This is a genomic window from Desulfotomaculum defluvii, assembly GCF_054657375.1.
Map to the genome: position 1 here is coordinate 318,833 of NZ_BAAHYV010000007.1, position 22,261 is coordinate 341,093.

General features: G+C 36.0%; 20 protein-coding genes. 16 read left to right on the forward strand and 4 right to left on the reverse strand.

Annotated elements, in window-relative coordinates:
• The first annotated feature begins 19 nt into the window (after positions 1-19).
• Positions 20-1,390 (forward strand): 23S rRNA (uracil(1939)-C(5))-methyltransferase RlmD, encoded by a 1,371-nt coding sequence (gene rlmD / locus ACYQ03_RS08620; RefSeq protein WP_459909241.1) that lies wholly within the window; start codon positions 20-22, stop codon positions 1,388-1,390.
• Between the two features lie 274 nt (positions 1,391-1,664).
• Positions 1,665-2,750, forward strand: coding sequence for a hypothetical protein (locus tag ACYQ03_RS08625; RefSeq protein ID WP_459909243.1), 1,086 nt, complete (start codon positions 1,665-1,667; stop codon positions 2,748-2,750).
• 335 nt (positions 2,751-3,085) lie between these two features.
• On the opposite strand, the gene istB (ACYQ03_RS08630) is transcribed toward ACYQ03_RS08625, so the two are convergent.
• Both istB (ACYQ03_RS08630) and istA (ACYQ03_RS08635) read right to left on the reverse strand, forming a co-directional pair.
• The gene (gene istB / locus ACYQ03_RS08630; protein ID WP_459908593.1) at positions 3,086-3,868 is read right to left on the reverse strand and encodes an IS21-like element helper ATPase IstB; all 783 of its coding nucleotides are present in this window, start codon (positions 3,866-3,868) and stop codon (positions 3,086-3,088) included.
• Complete coding sequence (gene istA / locus ACYQ03_RS08635) at positions 3,865-5,322, reverse strand: IS21 family transposase (protein WP_459908595.1); 1,458 nt, start codon at positions 5,320-5,322, stop codon at positions 3,865-3,867. Before istA (ACYQ03_RS08635) ends, istB (ACYQ03_RS08630) begins: the two co-directional genes overlap by 4 nt.
• A 241-nt stretch (positions 5,323-5,563) precedes the next feature.
• Between istA (ACYQ03_RS08635) and ACYQ03_RS08640 the strand changes: the two genes are divergently transcribed.
• From ACYQ03_RS08640 to istB (ACYQ03_RS08665), 6 genes are all read left to right on the forward strand, one after another.
• Positions 5,564-6,760 (forward strand): hypothetical protein, encoded by a 1,197-nt coding sequence (locus ACYQ03_RS08640; protein ID WP_459909245.1) that lies wholly within the window; start codon positions 5,564-5,566, stop codon positions 6,758-6,760.
• 288 nt (positions 6,761-7,048) lie between these two features.
• Entirely contained in the window at positions 7,049-9,184 is a 2,136-nt protein-coding gene (locus tag ACYQ03_RS08645) for an AIPR family protein (RefSeq protein ID WP_459909246.1), read from the forward strand.
• A gap of 251 nt (positions 9,185-9,435) precedes the next feature.
• Positions 9,436-9,639, forward strand: coding sequence for a hypothetical protein (locus ACYQ03_RS08650; RefSeq protein WP_459909248.1), 204 nt, complete (start codon positions 9,436-9,438; stop codon positions 9,637-9,639).
• Between the two features lie 62 nt (positions 9,640-9,701).
• The gene (locus ACYQ03_RS08655) at positions 9,702-10,019 is read left to right on the forward strand and encodes a hypothetical protein (RefSeq protein WP_459909250.1); all 318 of its coding nucleotides are present in this window, start codon (positions 9,702-9,704) and stop codon (positions 10,017-10,019) included.
• 400 nt (positions 10,020-10,419) lie between these two features.
• A complete protein-coding gene (gene istA / locus ACYQ03_RS08660; RefSeq protein ID WP_459906871.1) occupies positions 10,420-11,967 on the forward strand; it encodes an IS21 family transposase in 1,548 nt (515 codons plus the stop codon).
• A complete protein-coding gene (gene istB, locus ACYQ03_RS08665; protein WP_459906873.1) occupies positions 11,967-12,713 on the forward strand; it encodes an IS21-like element helper ATPase IstB in 747 nt (248 codons plus the stop codon). The genes istA (ACYQ03_RS08660) and istB (ACYQ03_RS08665) overlap by 1 nt, the downstream gene beginning before the upstream one ends.
• Positions 12,714-12,946: 233 nt before the next feature.
• Here istB (ACYQ03_RS08665) and ACYQ03_RS08670 read toward each other — a convergent pair.
• Positions 12,947-14,199 (reverse strand): IS3 family transposase gene (locus tag ACYQ03_RS08670; RefSeq protein ID WP_459908225.1). Its coding sequence is split into 2 segments (ribosomal slippage): positions 12,947-13,833 and positions 13,833-14,199, totalling 1,254 coding nucleotides; the frame shifts between segments, so codons are not numbered across the junction.
• Between the two features lie 204 nt (positions 14,200-14,403).
• Between ACYQ03_RS08670 and ACYQ03_RS08675 the strand changes: the two genes are divergently transcribed.
• The 4 genes from ACYQ03_RS08675 (at position 14,404) to ACYQ03_RS08690 (ending at position 17,344) form a co-directional block, all read left to right on the forward strand.
• Positions 14,404-14,616 carry a ParB N-terminal domain-containing protein gene (locus ACYQ03_RS08675; RefSeq protein WP_459909252.1) on the forward strand — a complete coding sequence of 71 codons (213 nt, stop codon included), beginning with the start codon at positions 14,404-14,406 and terminating at the stop codon, positions 14,614-14,616.
• Positions 14,617-14,662: 46 nt separating this feature from the next.
• Positions 14,663-15,646: a DNA-methyltransferase gene (locus tag ACYQ03_RS08680; RefSeq protein ID WP_459909254.1), complete on the forward strand. Its 984-nt coding sequence runs from the start codon at positions 14,663-14,665 to the stop codon at positions 15,644-15,646.
• 100 nt (positions 15,647-15,746) lie between these two features.
• Positions 15,747-16,430: a class I SAM-dependent methyltransferase gene (locus ACYQ03_RS08685; protein ID WP_459909256.1), complete on the forward strand. Its 684-nt coding sequence runs from the start codon at positions 15,747-15,749 to the stop codon at positions 16,428-16,430.
• Positions 16,431-16,531: 101 nt separating this feature from the next.
• On the forward strand, positions 16,532-17,344 hold the full coding sequence (locus ACYQ03_RS08690) for a virulence-related protein (RefSeq protein WP_459909258.1): 813 nt from the start codon (positions 16,532-16,534) through the stop codon (positions 17,342-17,344).
• A 72-nt stretch (positions 17,345-17,416) separates the two neighbouring features.
• On the opposite strand, the gene ACYQ03_RS08695 is transcribed toward ACYQ03_RS08690, so the two are convergent.
• Positions 17,417-18,745, reverse strand: a complete 1,329-nt coding sequence (locus tag ACYQ03_RS08695; RefSeq protein WP_459906721.1) for an IS3 family transposase — start codon at positions 18,743-18,745, stop codon at positions 17,417-17,419.
• A gap of 211 nt (positions 18,746-18,956) precedes the next feature.
• On the opposite strand from ACYQ03_RS08695, the gene terL reads away from it, so the two are divergent.
• From terL to ACYQ03_RS08715, 4 genes are all read left to right on the forward strand, one after another.
• On the forward strand, positions 18,957-20,162 hold the full coding sequence (gene terL, locus ACYQ03_RS08700; RefSeq protein WP_459910781.1) for a phage terminase large subunit: 1,206 nt from the start codon (positions 18,957-18,959) through the stop codon (positions 20,160-20,162).
• A 28-nt stretch (positions 20,163-20,190) separates the two neighbouring features.
• Positions 20,191-21,048, forward strand: coding sequence for a hypothetical protein (locus ACYQ03_RS08705; protein WP_459909260.1), 858 nt, complete (start codon positions 20,191-20,193; stop codon positions 21,046-21,048).
• Positions 21,049-21,126: 78 nt separating this feature from the next.
• Positions 21,127-21,822: a hypothetical protein gene (locus ACYQ03_RS08710; RefSeq protein WP_459909262.1), complete on the forward strand. Its 696-nt coding sequence runs from the start codon at positions 21,127-21,129 to the stop codon at positions 21,820-21,822.
• A gap of 82 nt (positions 21,823-21,904) precedes the next feature.
• Positions 21,905-22,198: a phage portal protein gene (locus tag ACYQ03_RS08715; RefSeq protein WP_459909263.1), complete on the forward strand. Its 294-nt coding sequence runs from the start codon at positions 21,905-21,907 to the stop codon at positions 22,196-22,198.
• The last annotated feature ends 63 nt before the right edge of the window (positions 22,199-22,261 follow it).

Here is a 22,261-nt window from a genome sequence, read left to right on the forward strand (position 1 = left end):
CAACAAGAGGTGTAGACTTTTGATAACAAATTTAACCGTCGGTGATGAAGTAGAAGTGGAAATCCATGGATTGGGTCATTTTGGTGAAGGTGTTGGTAGGTATCAAAACCTAGCTATATTTGTGCCGGGCGCTCTGATAGGTGAGAAGGTACGGGTTAGGATAAATCAAGTAAAAAAGTCCTTTGTAAGAGGGACTTTGGTTAGAATATTAAAACAAGCGGAAGCCCGCATAGTGCCTACCTGTGAATCTTATCAGAATTGCGGCGGCTGCCAGCTTCAACATTTAGATTATCAGGAGCAACTGGCCCATAAAAGATCTGTTGTTGAAAGTGCTCTACAGAAAATTGGTGGTTTAAGTGGGGTAACAGTATTACCAACACTAGGTATGAAAAACCCTTGGCACTACCGTAATAAAGTTCATCTGCAGGTAAAAGAAACAAAAGGTAAGGTAAAATTGGGCTTTTATGCAGAGGGTAGCTATGAGCTGGTTGCAGGATTAGCAAGTCAATCCTGTCTGTTGGTACAGGAAGAGATCAATCAAATTATTGTAATATTAGAAGAATTGATTAATGAATATAACTTAACACCATATCACTGGGGGGAGAAAAAAGGACTACTCAGGCATGTCATGATTCGTCGGGGATTTTATACCGGGCAGTGTATGGTTGTACTTATAACCTCACCGGAAAAATGGCTCACAGCGAAGTCATTCTCCCAGGCTTTAGCTACCCGGCAGCCGAAAATTGCTTCAGTGGTTCGCAACATCAATAGTAATCCCGGGCGTATTGTGCTGGGTCAGAAGAATGAAGTACTTTACGGAAAAGGATATATCATGGATGTATTAAACGGTCTGAGATTTAATATTTCTGCCAATTCCTTTTATCAGATTAACCCTCTGCAGACCGAAGTATTATATCGTAAAGCTATGGAATTTGCTCAATTGCAAGGACATGAGAGGGTCATCGATGCATACTGCGGCATTGGTACGATTGCCCTCTATTTAGCTCGCTATGCTGGTGAAGTTGTAGGTATGGAAATCGTTTCTGCATCAGTGAAAGATGCTAAAGAAAATGCCCAATTAAATGGGCTTACCAATGTAAAATTTTTTCAGGGAGCTGTAGAAAAATTATTACCCAGTCTTGCTAAGGAAATAAAACCACAGGTGGTGGTTTTAGACCCACCCAGAAAGGGCTGTGAAAGGGAAGTATTAACAGCCATCAGTGAGGCCAAGGTACCTAGGATTGTTTATGTATCCTGCGACCCCGCAACCCTAGCCCGAGACCTGGGGGCACTGGATAAGCTGGGCTATCAGACCATGCAGGTTCAACCAGTGGACATGTTCCCCTGGACGGGGCATGTGGAATGCGTGTTAAGGATAGAAAGAAGGTAGGGGTTTGGGCTTGTGGCTTGGTATTTAGGTAGATGAACATTTATCAAGTTGGGAATACAAAAAAATACTTACTGCGGGGTAGGTACTTTTTGTTTAATGATAAATCTATTAGCGTTAAGATTTGTTTATTAAAGGAATATCCTAAACATTGGAGAAAAATAAATAGAAAACATTGTATTTATATCCTAATATCACCTATTAAAAATGCATGATGTATTCAATAATATCTAATTTATCCGCATTAGGGATACATAAATATAAAGGGGTGCTTCCTTTGCCAACACTTTCAAGTATGGTAATACCAATTCCTAAAAGTTGGGATGAATTTGAAGATATATGCCTTAGTTGTTTAAAAATAAAATGGAGTAGTCCAAACTTAACTCGACATGGAAGGCAAGGGCAACCACAGGCTGGTGTTGATGTATATGGCGATGATGACTTAGGACAGTTTGTTGGAGTACAATGTAAACTTACTAATTTAAATATTGATATTAATCTAGTTAATGAAGAAATAACAAAAGCCGAAACCTTTGTTCCCGAATTAGCTGTTTATTATATTGCTACTACATCCCCTGCAGATGCAAAACTGCAAAAAGATATTAGGCTTTTTTCTAAACAGAGAGTTTCTGAGGGGAAATTTCCAGTTGGGATACTATTTTGGCAGGATCTAATTCAAGAATTAATTATTAATGAATCTGAGTTTAAAAAGCATTATCCACAATTATCTATACCTAATAATGATAAAATCTCAGGAGAACGATTATTAAGTCTGATTGATATAACTTATTTAGGGCTAAATCTAAAACATTATATGGATTTAATTTTTGGCGAAATAGGTCAAATGGTACAGGAAGACCCAATGCAAATTGAATCCATTGCACTTAACATTGAAGCTTGTGCCATAGTACTATTGAAGACGGAAAAATTAGAAGAACTTTTAAAAATTATTAAAGAATTTAGAGAATATGTGATACCTTTTGTTACGGGAAAGGAAGACCGACCAAAAGGGTGGCTGCCAGTAGAAAATTTAGCCACTTCAATTGAATCACGTATTGAAGTAATTGAATATGGTTTAGGGGGTAGAGAGTTAGTAGTATTTAATATCGGAAAAATATTGTCTAGATGGTATGCTACGGAAACTGACAACGTTAGTCTAAGCAAAGATATGGAAAATAAACTAATAACATTAATTACTGAACTATCCCCGGAAAAAGTTATACCTGATGAAATAATGCATTTATTTAAAGAATACAGGCAATCAGACAGTATATCAGTAATGCATATACCTCAAAAAATCTATAACCTAATTCGTAGTATGATTCTAATGCAGGAGATAACTGCGAGAAAAAATAGCTGGTAGACTATGTTTAACGAGATACTAAAAAACGAATTCATTATTACAAGAGAGCAACTGCCGGGAGGTGGATGCTTTTTTATTAAGAATGTAGATTCTTGAATTGTATAATTTGCATATTTAGTGCTCGTAAGCATAGGGAGAAGGCAAGGGTAAAATATAATAAATTTGATAATTGCTATCTGGATTTTGCAATAAGAATGTATACACTACAAAGCCATATCAAGGATACGTATGGACTAAATCCATCACCAAGGCAAATTGATTGTCAATGGCCATTTGAAAATCCACACTTTTGGCCATCAAAAACCGTCAACTATGGACATTAAAATGGCTTATAACTATTCCGATGGTTCATCTTTGCTCGGGGGTATTAATCGGTTCCTTATCCGGTAACTGTCTCCTTTAAGATTAAAAACATGGGCATGGTGTAACAGCCTGTCCAAAACAGCGGCGGCTGTACTTGTATTTGAAAACAGGGTTCCCCATTCCGCAAAATTTAGATTACTGGTTAATATTAGGGATCTTTTTTCATAGGCTTGGGCAACAAACTGAAAGATATGATCCGATGCCGTTTCATCCATGGAAACATACCCAAGTTCATCTAAAATAATGAGGTCATTTTTGAGTATGGAATCAATTCTTCTACTGAGTCCTCCATCTACCAAGGCTGAGTATAACTCATCTACAAGTTCGGTAAAAGTATAGAACCGGACAGTGTAACCTGCTGTTACTGCGGCCACCCCTAAAGCTGTGGATAAATGTGATTTACCGACCCCACTTGGCCCAAGAAAAATAATGTTCTCCTTAGCCTCAATGAAGCCTAATTCTGCCAAATCATATAAACTTTGTTGATTAATTGATGTTTGATAAGAAAAATCAAATTGGTCCAGCGTTTTGATTTGTGGAAATCTTGCCTTTTTCATTCTTTTGGATTTTTGAGTTTCTTCCCTCATCTCAATTTCACAATTGATCAGGTACCCTAGAAAATCAACATAACTAGGTTCCTCCTCCATAGCTAGTTCGTTAGCGTCATTTAGAATTTCCCGGATATGTCCAAGCTTTAAGCGTTTTAATTTCTGATCCAGTGTAGATCGGTCTACTACGGCCATTTTGCGTATCATGAAACCACACCCCCGTAATAGTTCATATCACGTTTTTCAACATCCACCTGATAAGATGTGTCAAGCTCCTTTTTCCTTTTCTTATCCGGTGCATCAGGCAAACTTTTAGGATCTAACGCTTGTTTTTTAAGAATTCGTTTTAGTGTTGAGTAGCCAAAGGCATTAAAGGATAAAGATCTTTTCATAGCTTGGTTAATGGCCTCAGAATCATATTGCTTGCTTAGTTGAATAATTTCTTCCATTTGCCTCCTTAGGTGCCCCGGTTGATAACGACTTAATCCTTGTAAATAGGCGGCTGCTTCAAGCGCCAGTGCCTCAAATTCAGTTTGTAAGGCACATTTTCTTGGGGCTTTTTGCTTGTTATGTTCCGGGTAATGGGCATCGTCCATAACAGTCTTTCCTTTACCCTGGTTCAATCTATGTTTTGCAATAACTTTATTCTGGTGAATGATTTCAATATGATCTTCATAACGCTGGTAATTTACCGTTTTCCGGGATAAAAAGGAAGGTACTGAGTATTTGTTATTATCAATCGAAATTAAGCTTGTTTTGGTGGCCTTACGGGATTCATATACTGGGAGTGGTGTATCTATATTAGGAATGGGTTTTAGATAAGCTTGTTCTTCTACCAATTGCTCCATGGGAACACAACCCGTGGTTCCATGAACTTTTTTATTAGCAATGGTATTCAACCAAGTTTGAGCCTGATCATTTAAGTTCCTCAGGCCATTAAATTCCCTAGCATAGAAGAAGCCACGTTTAACATATTTAACATTAGATTCTACCTTGCCCTTAGTCTCAGGGTCACTTACCCAACAGGCCTTTGGTGTAAATCCATATTTTAGAGCCAACTGAAGTAGATTTTCATTGAATTTGACTATTGTTCCAACCCGTTCAGATACTACTGTTTTGGCATTATCAAAAAGTATAGTGCCGGGAACCCCTACTACGTACTGCAGTGCCCGATGAAGGCAACCGTTAAAAACGGCCATATTTAGGGATGTAATAAATTCGACATAACGAACTCTAGACCAGCCAAGGCAAAAAACAAATACATAGAGTTTTTTACGATGGCCATTTTCTATGATTTCACCACAATGACCCCAATCAATTTGGGCCTGCTCGCCAGGCATTGTTTCATATGGCTTAAATTCCCGAACCTTTTTAGGCCGCACTGTTGCCACATAACGACGAACATTACGTTCCGAACCAGGGTAGCCTTTTACTTGAATCTCTTCAAAGATTCTCTGTGCTGATAATTCTGGCCACTTCTGTAACCGGTTTATGATATACTCTTTGTATGGGTCTAACTTTGAGGGCCTGTTGAAGCCTGTTTTGACTTGGCTGGGATCATTAGTATCCCAATACTTAGCTACTGTTTCCCGATGTATTGATAGTTTTTTGGCCGTTGCTGTTTTGTTAAGTCCAGCTTCACGACATTCAACAATTTTCACGATTTCCCACACTCCAGTCATTATTGCTCGTTACCTCTCTTTCATATCTCGGTTGTTTGGCGATAACAGAGATATTCGAGGTAACGGGCATTTTACATTTTTGGAATGTCCATTAGTGTCGGTTTTTCGTGTCCATTTATGAGGATTTTATCATGGCCATTAACAATTGATGCACTCTTATTGGGTTACTAATTTAATGGAAAATAATTAATATGCGTTTGCATACAATGAGGAGACTTTTATGGTTATACAAAGACAGGAAAAAGATTCAATAAGAAACGTTCTTTTTTCGCAAAACCCGATTACAGCATATAAAAATAGCAAATTAAAAAATTGTACGTATGCCCTTTTTGATGCAAATAATACTGCTTTTGAAAATTACTTTGAAGAAAAAACATTTGGGATATATCGAATCATTGGATTGTCTAATTATAAAAAAATGATTGTACTAAATGATTGTGTCTTAGAAGATTTAAAAAATAACAATGAAAACAGTCAAATTAAATTGGCACACTGTATTAACTTTGATTCTAACATAGCCAGTCTTATCAACAAGTTGATTAATTCAAAAAAACCTGCTATTGATAATGAATTTTATAAATTTCTCTTATATATAAAAGAAAATGCTATTCAAACTACCATTTTGCCTTACATGATGGAATCTAAATATAATAATAAAATATCTGATACAATAAGGGTCTACCAGACCATTCTTGCTTTTTTTATGTTTGATAGATTGACTAAAGAACAGTTAAACGAACAAAACTTTTCAAAGCCTTCTTCTGAAGATTATATTTTAGCCGATAAAGCTTGGCATGAATTTAAAATAAATTCCGACTCAGAAATATTTGATAGATATCTAGTTATTTATTGTTTGTTATGCAAAACTTGTTTAATCAAATTATTTAACAAAAAATCTTATACTAACAAGGTTTCTATGTTAGTCGAATTTATTAACAACGAATTATATTGTTATTTAGAATACGAATTTGTCCTTTGTTGTTTATTCTTGAAAAACGATCAATCGGTTGAACATTTTTTTAGATTTGTCCAACCGAATTCAAGTGATTTAATTGGCGATCTTAAAAATATGACATGGGATTTAATGCACCTTAGAAATATTGGAACTGAAATGGCTATAAGAAACTCACTTACAAATTATGAAAACATATTTTATGCACATTCATTTGGGTCTGCCGACCAAGGCTTGTTAAATATATTAAAACTAAATCCTATCAAGCGAGTTGCTTTTTATAAAGGTGAGGCATATATACGATTTCAAAACACAATTGAAGACGTCTGTGAAAAGGAAGAATTTATAAATAATCTTTTACTTAATAGTCATCAGAGAGAACAATGTTGTTTAAGTATCTCAAATAGACATTTACCCAATTTAGCAGCTAAATTAGAAAATGAATTGTTGGGATTATTACACTAAACTACCTTTCTTTAGTAATCAATAAGGGAATGGATTGAGACCAAATACAACGTATCGATTCCGCAGAAGTTAATTAGTATCTGATCTATTCTAAATCATAAGCACATACCTGGGGGTAGGTGCTTTTATTATTACCATTACTCAATAAATGGTCTATAATAAAGGAAGTATTTAACAAACATATAAAAAGTTATTGATGTTCAAGTATATCTTTAAGTAACTAGCAGCCTAATGAGACTAATGAATCAGCGATCAATTGTGCAAGAGTAAAAGTGGGGGGAGTTAATTATGACTCTAAACGAAATAAATGTGCATGAAAGTAATTTGAGAACAAATTTTGTATCTGCAGTACTTGATGAATTAAATAACCCTGATATTAATACGATTGAGCAAGCGTTCAATAGAGTAGTTGCGAAATGGTTGGGATATGAACTGGAAGAAAGTATGTTTGTTGATGGGGCAGGTGATCGTGGTATAGATTTTTGGTTTGCTTCAACCACAGCGTTTGATATTTTTCAGATTAAAACACACAATTTAACGGAAATAGGAGAGATTAGTAAAGAACTTTTTGGGCATGAAGGAGTATCAGATTTAGTTAGAGTTAAGAATTTTCTTATTCACGGCAGTGACATGTTAATTAAAAATAAAAAACTTAAATACTTTCGTCAACGATGGGATCATGCTGTAAGCTCAAGAAAATTATCACTAGAAGAAATAAGTCCAATTACTGTAAATTTATATTTAATACTAGTAGGTGAAGGATTGACTGTTGCTGCTAAAGATGAATTTGATGGATTTTCTAAGTCAATCACTGTTCCTACTAATTTTAATGAAGTACCTATCCAGTTTACTGTTAAACTAATTACAGTGAAAGACATAATTACTGAAAAATGGAGAAAAGAAAATAGGGACTGGGTTAATATAGAGGGGCATAAAAAAGATTGGATGGAACTGCATCCAGATAAAGGGGAATGGCTTAAGGGTACTAATAGTGCTGTTTTCTATTGCCCTGCTATTGACTTAGTTAACTCATACAGGGAATATGGTTATCAAATATTTGAACCTAATGTCAGGTGCAATATAACTAAGTCTAAGGTTAATCAATCAATACAAGATTCAGTAAAACATCAATCATCTCGAAGAGATTTTAGGTATCTTAATAATGGAGTTACAATTATTTGTTCATCTTTTTCAAACCCTTCTTCAAATAGAAACTCATTTAAAATATTGGAACCTGGAATTGTAAATGGTCTACAAACCGTTGTTTCTGTAACAGAGGCTTATTATGGGTTATCAGACCAAGATAAGAAGGATTTTGAAAAGAAGTGCTTCATATTAGTACGTTTACTAAGGGAGAGTGTTGTAAAAGACATATCTAAGGTGGTACAAGCTACCAATACTCAAAATCCAATGCAGGCTAGAAATTTAATTTCGAACAGTCCTGAACAGATTTATTATGAGAAGTTATTTGCTGAGATCGGATGGTTTTTTGAAAGGAAGCAAGGAGCTTGGGAAGCATTTGAATCATACCCTTCTCGATGGAGAACATTATCAAATAGAAAAGTGTCTCATTTTAAAGTAAAACCGGAAGACGCCAGAACAAAAGTTAAAAAAGTTGATAACGAGGAAGTTGCTCAAACATGGATTTCATTTATAGGTTTTTCAGATATCGCTGTACACCAGAAATCTCAATTATTTGAGAATAATGATTATTACGAAATATGTTTTCTACAAAGGACATTAAAGCATGGTGCTGAGTGTGATTATAAATTCGACAAAACTAAGGAGTTCAGTAATAGTGAGGCACCAAGTGAATCACTCTTACTAATATCATTTTTAGCAAGACAATTTGCTCGCAGTGTTACTCCTGCACAAAGGGAGCTTAAAGAAAGAACATGCAAAAGGCTAGACTTATATAGTACTAAAATGTCAAGCGAAGAAATCACATCTGAATTACTAAAAGATAATGACTATTTATTGGGTTTAGCATTATCTGGTATGTCATTCTTATTTGTAGAAATACTAGGATATATGCTCTATCAGGCTTTAAGGGCAGACTTGCATATTATAGGGCATAGGTTTCTCAAAAATGGATCTTTTGCATATTTAAAAGAAACCTTTGATTTGAAAGAGATTAGAAGAAGAGTTGAAGATGAAGATTTTAATTCTGATGATATTTTATGCGTAAGTTGGTTTATTTTTACACACATAGTAAATGAGATGTTAAGTGGAGCATGGAAAGATTCGTATTTATCCTCAACTAATCGTTCTAGGTTTTTATATCAAAAAGATACAAGGCAACGTATTATTAAGGGATTGGAAGATTTACATAAGTACGCAATGAAAAATGGATTAATGAAAACTTGGGGTGGTAATATTGTCGCTGGTCAAGGCATATATGGGTATATTCGTAACTCAATATAATATTCTTGTGTGTATTTGATTAACTAATTAAATAATATGACTGGGAATATTTCCTCAGTTTTTTAGGGTATTTATGATCAATTCTGATTTGACTCGTTATAAAATCCAGAACCAAACTTCTATATTCGACAAATTAAACAATAAGAATGTGATATTATGAAAAACAAAAGTAAATTGTAAATTACTGTTAATGCAAAGAATTAGTTGCTTTGAGAGAAGACGTTCAAAAGAATTGGAAGGAGTTCTGTCCTATGGGAGTAATAAAAGAATATGAATTTGAAGTGCGATACATTATTGATAAATTAGATGAGCTTATAAATGAACGCTACTATGAGAGAGGCACTGGTGAAGCTAAAGCAAGCACCATTGCAAAAAATATCAGAGGGGAATTTATTAAACTAATCAAGAAAATTGATAAAGGTGAACCATCTGACTGGCAAGGATTATTTAAATAAAACACTATATTATTGTAATTACCTTGGTTATATAGGCACAAAGAATGCGGGGAGTTATTGAAATGAATGAATTTGATATGCTTAATTGGTGGATTAATAAAAATTTATACTCAATTATTAGTAGTCTACTTTTAAATGCATCAATAAAAAGCAAGGAAGATATAAACATTGAATACTTAGTATTGGAAGTCTTAGATGGTGCCCATGGCTTTAAAATGAGCCCTATCGGTCAACATCTGTTGTCTATATATAAAAACAACTTCATTCCCCATATAATACAACGTGCAAAAGACCTTGATGAATCTAAATTTAGAAATCGAGACATTGATAATAAAATCAAAGTAGAGGTATTTAAGCAAATAAGTGAATACAGAGGTTAATATGGGGATAAGGCTACCTGATTATGTCTTAATAAGAAAGGGAGAGTAATCCACGAAGAAAGTTCTTGAACTGAAGGCAACCTTTCAGTTCTTTTAATATATGGGGGTCAACACATATGAAGGCCAAACAAATCAAAATGTATAGCTTCGGAAGGTCATGTATTTCAGATGGGGTAATATCCTCTGAAAACCTAGAAGAAAATGAAATAACGCTAACAGATAGCTTTCTCACGATTGCCTGAATAATATGACGAGATAGAGCCACCGTTCCGATTTGTGAGAGCCACCATGTGCATGAAATAGAGCCATCATGGTACTCAAGAGAGCCACTGCCCTCTTAATCCCCCTATAATGGAATTTGCACTTCTTCAGTGTAAATAACATCTAGGAGGATCAGCAAATGATCAAGTACCGTGAAATCCTTCGGCTCCATAGCCAAGGCATCAGTCAGCGTGGCATAGCAGCAAGTTGCCAATGCTCACGTAACACCGCATCAGCTGTTATTCAACGAGCAGATGAATGTGGAATATCCTGGCCGTTTGAAAAAGACCTATCGGACAGCGAGCTTCAGGATTTAATGTTTCCCGAAAAGGCCCTACCCACTTCGAGGAAAATTCCAGATTGTGAGTATATCCACAGGGAGATGGCAAAGAGCGGAGTGACGTTAAGCCTTTTGTGGAATGAGTATTGTGAGCAGTGTAGGCTAAGTAATGAGATTCCCCTCATGTATAGCCAGTTTTGCAGGTATTATCGCAAATATGCCAATACCACAAAGGCCACTATGCATATTGATCGTAAGCCAGGGGAGCAACTTGAAGTGGATTGGGCTGGACAAACAGCCCAGATTGTTGACCGAATTACGGGCGAAACAATTAAAGCGTATGTTTTCGTCGGGGTTTTATCCTGCAGCCAGTATGCCTATGTAGAAGCATTTCTATCTCAGAATCAGGAATGCTGGATTGCAGCCCATGTGAATGCCTACAATTTCTTTGGTGGTGCGACCAGAATTCTTGTTCCTGACAACCTAAAAACAGGTGTGGAAAAGTCTTCTTGGTATACGCCTACCATTAACAAGACTTACCATGAAATGGCTGAGTATTACGGTACTGCGGTTATCCCCGCCCGTGTTCGCAAGCCCAAAGATAAGCCAAATGCCGAAGGTGTTGTGGGTAACATATCCACATGGATCATAGCATCCTTACGGAATCAGAAGTTTTTCTCTTTAAGAGAGTTGAATCATGCAATTCAAGAAAAGCTGGCTGAATTTAATATCAGGCCATTTCAGAAAAAACCAGGGAGCAGGCTGAGCGTATTTCTTGAAGAGGAGAAATCAGCTCTTATGCCACTGCCTGCAACCCCATACGAATTAGCTATCTGGAAGACAGCCACTGTGCAGTTCAATTATCACATATCTGTGGACAAAATGCATTATTCCGTGCCCTATGAATATATCAAGCATAAAGTCGACGTTCGCATAACCAGAAATGTAGTAGAAGTTTTCTTCAACAACCACCGCATTGCTTCTCATGTAAAGCTTCATGGGCGGGTAGGACAATATAGTACCATCGTAGACCATATGCCAGACGACCATAAAAACTATACCTCTTGGAACGCTGAAAGGTTTATTTCCTGGGCAGAAGGGGTTGGTCCTAATGCCGCTACAACCATTAGGGCGATCTTATCTGCACACAAGGTAGAGCAACAAGGCTATAAGTCCTGCATGGCACTGCTAAAACTAGCGGATAAATATTCTGTCACCCGTGTAGAGGCTGCCTGTAAAAAGGCTCTTACTTATACACCACAGCCCAGTTACAAGAGCGTTCAAACAATCCTGAAAACGGGTCAGGATAAAGTTGCTACAGAAGAAGATCCCACCCCACCTAGTAATGAATCCACAGCAAACTTTGGTTTTACTAGAGGTTCAGGATACTACGGGGGTGAACAGTAATGATTAACGAGACTACTGTATCAAAATTAAATGAAATGCGTTTGACTGCAATGGCTGATTCCTTTAGGGAACAGCTAAAGGATAATTCCTACCAGGAGCTAAGCTTTGAGGAACGTTTTGGCCTTATTGTGGACTTGGAGTGGTCTAGACGGAAGAACAATAAACTAGCGAGATTAATTAAGAAGGCTGATTTCAGGTTTCCCAACGCTTGCATCGAGGATATTGAATATCATGCCGACAGAAAGCTTGATAAGGCCCAGTTAACTAGGTTATCTACCTGTAATTATATTCAGGACAAGCATAATGTCATTGTCATGGGTGCATCTGGTAATGGCAAGTCATATCTTGCTTGTGCATTAGGCGTAGCCGCCTGCCGTAATTACTATACCGTTAAATATGTCCGTCTCCCAGATTTGCTCGATGAGTTGGTCGTGGCTAGAGGAGAAGGCGTATTTAAAAAGACCATGAAACAGTACAAAAACGTAAGCCTGCTCATCCTTGACGAATGGCTTCTAGTACCACTGAAGGGGGCCGAAGCACGTGATCTTCTTGAGATCATCGAGGCAAGGCATGGGAATGGCTCAACCATCTTTTGTTCACAATTCGCACCTGGTGGCTGGCACCAAAAGATTGGCGAAGATACCCTGGCAGATGCCATTCTTGATCGTATAGTTCATGATTCGTATTCCATATTTATTGATGGTAAGATCTCGATGCGTGAACGACACGGGCTAAAAGATAAGTAGTTAACCAATTAATGCGGGAGCCATCGTCACCAAATGGGGGTGGCTCTCCCATATGAACATCGTGGCTCTATTTGATGCACATTGAACTGTACCCCAAAAGTTAGACAGATTTATGTTTAAACTCAAACAGGTTTACTGACTGTTCCAGTTATTTAAGTATGCCAAAAGAGGCCCCTTAATTGGAGGATAAGTCTTCTATACACAAAACAAGTTCCCAAGGAAAATCATCATCATTAAGCCGTTTTCTGCAATCTGTATTCTATCGGACTCATGTAATTAAGTTTTTTCTTTATTCTTTTGGAATTATAGTAGTCTAGGTACGCATGGAGTTCCTGGACAAAGTGTTCTACAGAATTAAATTCCTGGTTATAAAGTAACTCAGATTTAAGGTGGCCAAAGAAGTTTTCCATTACGGCATTATCTAGGCAGGTAGCCTTGCGTGACATGCTCTGGCGGATTCCTTTTTTCTTTAAGGCTTCTTGGTAAGCTGCCATGCGATATTGCCATCCTTGATCCGAGTGTAGGATTAGTTCAGTACCATCGGGAATTCTTTCAAAAGCCCGGTTTAACATCGTCATAACTTGATGAAATCGTGGATGGTAAGAAATATCATAGCTGATAATTTCCCCATTATAGAGATCTAATATGGGGGATAGATATAGCTTCTGGCCATAGAGATGAAACTCTGTAACATCGGTAACCCACTTTTCATTGGGTTTTGTTGCTTCAAATTCTCGGTTTAATAGGTTGGGGGCAACTTTTCCGACATTACCTCGGTACGAGTTGTATTTTTTTATTCGTACGAAACAATGCAGATTTAATTCATTCATTAGCTTGAGTACAGTTTTATGGTTGATAGTTATACCTTTCTTTTTTAACTCAGCAGTTATTCTACGGTGACCGTAACGACCCTTATTTTCATTGAAGATCTGCACTATTAACGGCCGAACCGTTGCATACTTATCCGGTTTACATTGGTTTTTCGTGCAATAATAATAAGTGCTTCTTGGAATATCTGCTATTTTAATAAGCTCAGTAACTTTGTATTTATGCCTTAGCTCGTGTACTATTTGAGCTTTATCTTTGGCTGTGACTTTTCCTTTTTCCGGACTAAGGCGTTTAACTTTTTTAGATATTCGTTCTCCATTCTTAGCCTGTTGAGTTCTCTTTTGACTTCATCAGGCAATGAAGACTCGTCAACCTTGGAATTCTTTGATTTTCTTAATATAGCTATATCTTTAGGATCTGAGTCTTGTGGAGGTGGAATTTCACTAACTAGCTGGTCATTATGTTTAGATATATCTCTGTAAAGCGACTTCTTACCTTTTTCAAGATACAAACGCATCCAAGTTTGAATCATCTTATGGGTTACACCATATTTTCGAGCTGTCTCTCGTAGACCCATATGATTGATAAGCACTTCTTCAACAGCACTAACCTTAAAATCCCCTGAATACTGTTTTAGTTTACGGCCCTTTATCCCCATCTTTGGACTCCTTTCGTCTACAAAATGATTATATCATGGTGTCCAACTATTGGGGTTCAGTTCACATAGTGGCTCTCAACAATCGGACTAGTGGCTCTAAGCCATCATAATATTCACTAGACAAAGGGTAATTTTAAAATTAGATAATATAGATGAAGAGATACCAATTCGGTACCTCTTATTTTTTTTGAAAGGAGAATTTATATGGAGTTTAAAAAGTTAAATATATCAGATTTAATTCCTGCTGAATATAATCCAAGGAAGGACTTAAAGCCTGGAGATGCTGAATTTGATAAGATAAAGAAAAGCATAACTGAATTTGGCTATATTGAGCCGATAATTGTAAATAGTGATATGACGATCTGCGGAGGCCATCAAAGGGCTAAGGTCTTGAAGGAGTTAGGCTATACTGGTTGATTGCATTGTCATTGATATTGATAAAACCAAGGAAAAAGCATTGAATGTGGCTTTAAATAAAATTTCCGGTGAGTGGGACTTTGAATCATTGGCAAAATTGCTTAGTGACTTAAAGGAAGAAGATTACAATATAGAATTTACCGGCTTTGATTTTTCCGAAGAAGAAAAACTTTGGGATGAATATTTGCCAAAAGAAGAAAATGATAGCTCCGAGGATGATGATTTTGAACCAGAACTACCAGACGATCCAATTACTCAAAAGGGTGATATTTGGTTACTTGGGAAGCACAGGCTAATGTGCGGAGATAGTACGGATAAAAATGATATGGCTATTTTAATGGATGGGAAAAAAGCTAGTTTAATTGTCACTGACCCTCCATATAATGTGGACTATGTTGGCAAGACAAAAGATGCCTTGAAAATTGAAAATGATAAAATGGACAATGAAAGCTTTTATGATTTCCTTTTTGATGCCTATTCCAGAATGTATGAGGTAGCTCAGGATGGAGCCAGCATTTATGTCTTTCATGCTGATTCAGAAGGATTGAATTTTAGAAAGGCAATGATAGATTCAGGTTTCAAATTATCCCAATGCTGTATTTGGGCAAAACAGGCTATGGTCATGGGCAGACAAGATTATCATTGGCAGCATGAACCTGTGCTAGTTGGTTGGAAACCTACTGGTAGCCATTATTGGAATAGCGATAGAAAGCAAACTACTCTATGGAAGTTTGATCGACCTTTCAGAAATGAATTTCATCCAACAATGAAGCCAGTACCCCTTATTTGCTATCCAATAAAGAATTCTAGTAGAATAGGTGACTTGGTTCTCGATAGCTTTGGCGGTAGTGGTAGCACATTGATCGCTTGCCAGGAGACGGAGAGGATTTGTTACACGGTGGAACTTGATCCAAAATATTGTGATGTTATTGTAAACAGGTACATTGATAAAGTCGGCAGTGATGCCGATGTTTTTGTTTTAAGGGGTGGGGAAAGGATTAGGTACTCGGATTTAAAGCAGGAGCAGTAGTTATTGGAAAGTTTGACTAATTTTAAATGATATTCTTTTAATCAGATTGAATATTAAATTTGTTCCTGTTATTATTAGGAAAAAGTTGAAGAGGTGTTCTATGGATAGTAAATTCAGTGATGTAAAGGCTAAATTTAATGAAAATGCTAATCAATATGATAACCAAAGGAAAAAATTTATACCATGTTTTGAAGATTTTTATTCAATTGCAGTATCTATTGCCGAATCCAATTCTGAAAGTCCTAATATATTAGACATTGGAGCAGGAACAGGATTATTATCTTTTTATATCTCAGAGAAATATCCGAATGCAAACTTAACATTAATTGATATCTCAGAGAAAATGCTAGAAGTAGCAAAAGAAAGGTTTAAAGATAAACCCAATGTTACTTATATAATTGATGACTATACCAAACATCAATTTAATCAAAAATATGATGTGATTGTTTCTTCACTTTCAATACATCATTTAACAGAGGAAGAGAAAAAGCAGCTATATAATAATATTTATTCAATCTTAAATGAAAATGGGGTTTTTATAAATGCAGATCAGGTTCTTGGCGGAACTTCCTTTATTGAATCCTTGTACAAAAGAGATTGGAAACATAAAGTTGAGAACAGCGGTTTATCAAAAGAAGAAATCCTTTCGGGTTATGAAAGGACAAAATTAGATAAAATGTCTACATTAGAAGATCAGGTTTGCTGGCTAAAAGAAGTAGGATTTTTAGACGTAGACTGCATTTACAAATATTTCAATTTTGTAGTCCTGTTTGGAAGGAAATAATCATCATTAAATTATCTAATCTCTTCATTTAACTTGATTTAATGTCCACACAGAGTGATTAATGTGATGGTACATCAATTCAAGAATGGAGGGTTTTTATTATGGAGAGAAAGGAAATTATCAAATTATTAGGAGACCATTTTGGGGTAGAGCCAAAGTACCTGGGAGTGCCAAGTTTTGCTTATGAAATTGAAACAGCAGTGGAAACTTACACAGTTGACCGATCAGGAAAGATTACAACTTCTGAAGGAAATGAAGTGGAACTTGAATCGTTACTGAATTCGGGGAATGAGCAGGAAATTATAGAGCCTACAGAAACTACAACTTTTGAAGTATCAGTTCCGATGGAAGGGCATACCGGAATTACATTGAGGAATCTGGTTAATATGATTTACAGTAAACAGGCACTTATAAAGAAATCATTAGGGCTTACAGTAAATATTGTTGAAGATGATTTTTGCACAGGTATTAATGAAGCCAAAATGGAAACCTTGGAGGATTTTAAAACAGCCATAGGGGGTATTGGAGAAGATCGTTGCCCAGGGATTAAATATGATTTTAACAATGGCACCATTACCTTTAAATTTTTCGAAGGCGAATTGAGTGCCGAAAAGGTAACGGCTTATACCCAGTTTGTAGCATTATTGAATCTGCAAGCTAAGGCTCTAAAACATGCTTCAGCTAAAGCCAAGGATACTGATAACGATAAGTTTACCTTTAGAGTATTTTTAATTAGGCTTGGCATGGTTGGTAATGAATATAAGGATGCAAGGAAGATATTATTGGAGAGGTTGGAAGGTAATTCAGCATTTAGAAGTGGGAAGAAGCCGGAGAAGGTGAGTGAGGTTATTGCTGAGCCGGAGGGATTAAGTGATACAAATAAATTGGAAGATATTGTAGTAGCTAGTAAATAAAATATATAAGGATTAGAGCAAGGGGCTTCGATTAAAGTGGACCCTATGTCAAGGACAGTTTAAAAAAGAGCATTAGGCTGCTAAAAGCTGGTTCCTGTATTGTACAGGGGCCAGCTTTTTTAATCCCCATTGATATCTATGGTTGTTATAGTAATTGATATAGTGGTCAATTAGTTTTTCTACTTCTTGAAACGTATTACAGGTTCGATAATCAATTTCATCCTTCATGTGACCAAAGAAGGATTCTTGTGGAGCGTTGTCCCAACAGTTGCCACGCCTAGACATAGATTGGCCTAAACCATATTTCTTGAGAAGCCTCTGGAACGTTGGACTGGTATAATGGCATCCTTGATCGGAATGAACAAATGCTTCAGAATGCAGTAGTTCACTGTTATGATTTATCAAGTTTTCAATGGTTTTTGTGGCAATATCTAAGGTGATGCGCTCAGATACATGATAAGAAAGAATTTCATTTGTAGAAGCATCTTTAATTGTTGATAAATAGGCCATTTTAGATACACCAAATGGAAGATATGTAATATCAGTTAGAAGTACCTTTCCAGGAATACGCTGTTTGAATTGTCTATTTAAAAGATTGGGAACTACCCTATGTTCTTTTGTGGCTTTTGCCATCCGTCGGTAAGGATTAGCCTTCCTGATTGGACATTTAATATCATATTTACGCATGATTCTTTGTATCCGTTTTCTATTAAACACCAATTCGAATTCCTGTTCTAATACCATTTTTATTGAACGTGAGCCTTTCTTGTATCCATGCTTGTAATAGGCGTTAAGAATCATATCCCTTGCATGGAGGTCTTTTTCTTCCTGTAACTGTCGAGTTTCTTCAGACGACAAGTAATTGTAATACCCAGACCGTGAAACCCCCAACATATCACAGAAATACGATACCATACCCTTCATTTTATATTTTGAAATGGTGTCGCTAATTAACTGAAATATATCACTTGTTGCGAGACTTTTTCCTGTGTTTACCATCCTCCTTTCGATTTTGTCTAACTTTTTTAGCAGTTCTATTTGCTCCTCGAGTAACTTTATCTTTGCCTCCTGGCGGGTAATAATTTCTTCTTGTGAAAGTTCATTAATCCGTGGACGACCGGAATTTTCTGTACGAGTATCTCTTAGTCCTAAGATTCCATCTTCATTATAGGACCTAATCCATCTGTAAGCAGCCTGCTCATATCGTTTTACTCCAATAATATCAATATCGAATCCAGCATCCGTAAATATAGCTCGAGGCAACTTACCCTTCAAGTATTGGTCAATGAACAAACGCTTAAAATCATTGGTGTATGTGATGGAACGTTCAGAAACCTTAGCAACATAGGGGTTTGTCTCCAGTTTTTTGATGTCATCGGATGAAAATATAATTTTGCTCACTTTATCCTTCCTCCTGTTGCTATGATTGTACAAAAAAAGAACCCTATGGGTAAAACACTTTTTTTCAAGTGTTCATTCCATAGGGTCCATTTTACATGGCAAAAGCACAATCAACTCTTTTTTATTTCCGCTGTATTCAACACTTTATAATAAATCCCAGTTTACCCTGATTATATCGGCAACGGAGCAGATTGCATTACCATTCTTGGATATGATTAAAGATGAATTAGAAAACAATCCATTGTTAATAGAAGACTTCGGTATCTACAAAGGAAACCGCTGGAATAACAATGAAATTTGGATAAGGGGCAGGGGTGGACTAGATGCTTGCATAATGATTCGCGGAATAGACGGTTCCCTTAGAGGAATCCACTTCAAGCAGCATAGGCCACAACTTGTTTTATTAGATGACCTACTCAAAGATGATACTGCTAAATCTGATGCCAAACGTGAGCAAGTTAAGAATACATTTACAGATGTTGTAATTCCTATAGGAACCAGGGATACAAATATATTAATCTGTGGCACCGTTTTGCACGAAGAGGATATAATGGCTGAATTACTGAAGGGAAAAATTCCTGGAGTAAGAAGTATTAAAAAATCAGCAGTAATCAGTTTTGCCGAAAGAGATGACCTTTGGAGTGAATGGGAATCAAAATATAATAATCTCCAGGACTTGGATAGGATAGAAACTGCCAAGTCCTTTTTTTATGCCCATGAGGAAGAAATGCTGGAAGGCACAGAAATACTTTGGTCAGAGTATCTGGATTACTATTATTTAATGTGCAAGAAGCAAGCAATGGGAGACAAATCCTTCTACAAGGAAATGCAAAATGATCCACGTAGCACTGATGATTATATTTTTCAGGATATTCAATATTGGGACAGGCTTCCTGACTTTGAGGATATGGAAATTGTTCTCTATATTGATCCGGCAATAAAAGCAGGAAAGCGAAATGACTATTCAGCTTTGACAGTTTTAGCTAAGCACACAAAGACAAAGCAAAAATATGTTATTGATGGCAGTATTTATAAATTGCTACCAGATGATTTATTCCAAGTTGCCATTGAAAAATTACAGCAATATCCCATTGGCAAAATTGGCTTTGAAACTACTCAAGCCCAAAGTTACATGAAGCAAAAATTTGAAGAGTCGCTCTGGGCAAATAAAATTTATACCCCTGTTGACGAGGTAATAAGCAAAGGCCAGAAACATGAAAGAATTATATCTCTGGAGCCTGAGATTAAGAAAGGACATATCCTATTCAATTCTTCCAATATTAGGTATAATAATCAGGTAAAGGATTATAACAAGTCAGCTAAGTTTGATGATGCCCCAGACAGTTTATATGGGGCTGTTCAGTTGGTTGAAGGGGTTAAGAGTTTGAAGTTTTATGATAGGAGTTTATTGTTTTGATATCATTTATGAAAGGCGAATGATATAGATGAGTATAATTATAAAAGAAAAAATAACGGATAATGTTTTTGGTGCTGTTTGGTTAGCTGCACTTATATTAACTTACAATGAAATAGTTTTGAAAAACCAGTTAAATGAGGTTCTTTTAAGACAATCAGATATTCAGAGAATTGCACAGAAATTATGTACTGGAACAGTTCAGTCAGCAAGAGTTAATCAATGGTGCAACGGAGATCATTCAAATAGTAGTTATAATTATCTGAGAGCGGTAGAAAGCCAAAGAAAATTAACAAAGATTGGTGAATTTAATAATTATAGAGAATATCCAGAAAATCTATTAAGGCTAGATACCCAGGTTTTTGTTGTAGAGGAAACCAATCAAGGGGTAACATTTGGTGAATTATTTGAATGGTTTTCTAAAGATTATTCAAAGGCGATTTACACAGACGATAATCATTCATTAGGCTATGGAAGTATTTCAACAAATAAAGATTATCAAAATGAAGTGGATGCCACCGGGGAATTACAAGAGGATAATATTAAAGATATTCTTAAAGATCACTTAGAATCTAAGGGTTGGAAGACCCAACTAGCAATGGGCAAAATTCATGGAATTGACATAGATGCTTATAAAGATAAGGATCGTTGGATTATTGAAGTTAAAGGATGCGGTTCTAGGGATGCAATGCGAGTAAACTATTTTCTTGCGATATTAGGTGAAATACTACAAAGGATGAATGATACTAAAGCAAAATATAGTATAGCTCTTCCAAACATGAAACAATATAGAAATTTGTGGAGTAAGTTGCCCAGGTTAGCAAAAGAAAAAACTGGGGTAACTGCCTTGTTTGTAAATGCAAACGGAAAGATTGAAGAAATATTTTAAAACTCAGATTTCTACAAATAAATTAAGTTTGATTATATAACGGATACTTGTAGTATATGGATGACGGGAGATAAATAAATGATTAGTTATGATGAGTTTAAGGAGATGTGTATATCGTCTACAGGTTATGCATACCATAGGCCGTTTATTTGTAAGGGCAGTATTGAAAAAGCTAACATATTTTTAGTAGGGATAAATCCAGCTACTCCGATCAGCTCAAATGAGATGACCTTAGATGATTATGTAAGGTTAGTAATGAGTTATGAGAATTTTATAAACTACTATAAACAAAAACGCATTAATAACAATAAACCTGAATTCTCAAAGACAAGAGTGGGTATTAATTCTTTTGTTGATTGGATTAACGAAAATACCGGTTTTTCAGTTGTTGAAACAGATATTATTACGTACCCAACGAAGTCTGTTGATGAACTAAGACCAATACCTAAGGAAATCAAGACTAAAGGAATGAAAAATTTTCTGTTTCTGCTTAATAGAATGCAACCAAAGCTAATAATTCTTTATGGTAAAAAAACAGTGAAATATTTTAACAGGTTATCTAAACTTGAGCTAAAATCAAATCTTCCAGTTATCAATAAACAATTAAGCATAGTTGACATTGAAAAAAATAAATTACTGGGTGAAGTCATATATAATGATGGAAGCAAAGGGAAAGTTATAGGGTGTAGGCATTTCAGGCAATATGGTAAAGACGGTAAAACTTTCTCCCTATTTAGATCAAATGTAATTGAAAGTTTGGAGTTATTTAAGTAATTACATTAGTGATATTTTTATAGCCTGTACCTATTAAGGTATGGGTTATTTTTATGCCCATTTTTAGAAAGGAAGTGGTAACTTGGAAATTACCGAAAATCTCATACAGGAATGTCTTAACGAACTAAACAAAAACTCCCTAACAAAGCAACAATATAAAGACTACTACGAAGGCAAGCATTCAATTCTCAAGAACTATCAAATGCAGGATAGCAGAAGCAATATGAAGTTAGTATTTAACTATCCAAGGAAATTCGTGGACAATGAAACGGGTTATTTGCTCGGCAAACCAGTGAACTATGTTTCCAAGACAGATGATACTGAAATCATAGATAAAATTGATAGGAACATGAGCCATTTAGTAGTGCTAACATAATAGTTGACCACCTTGGTGGCCAGTGATAATAAAAAAATTGACCACCCCGAGAGCCCTATCCTG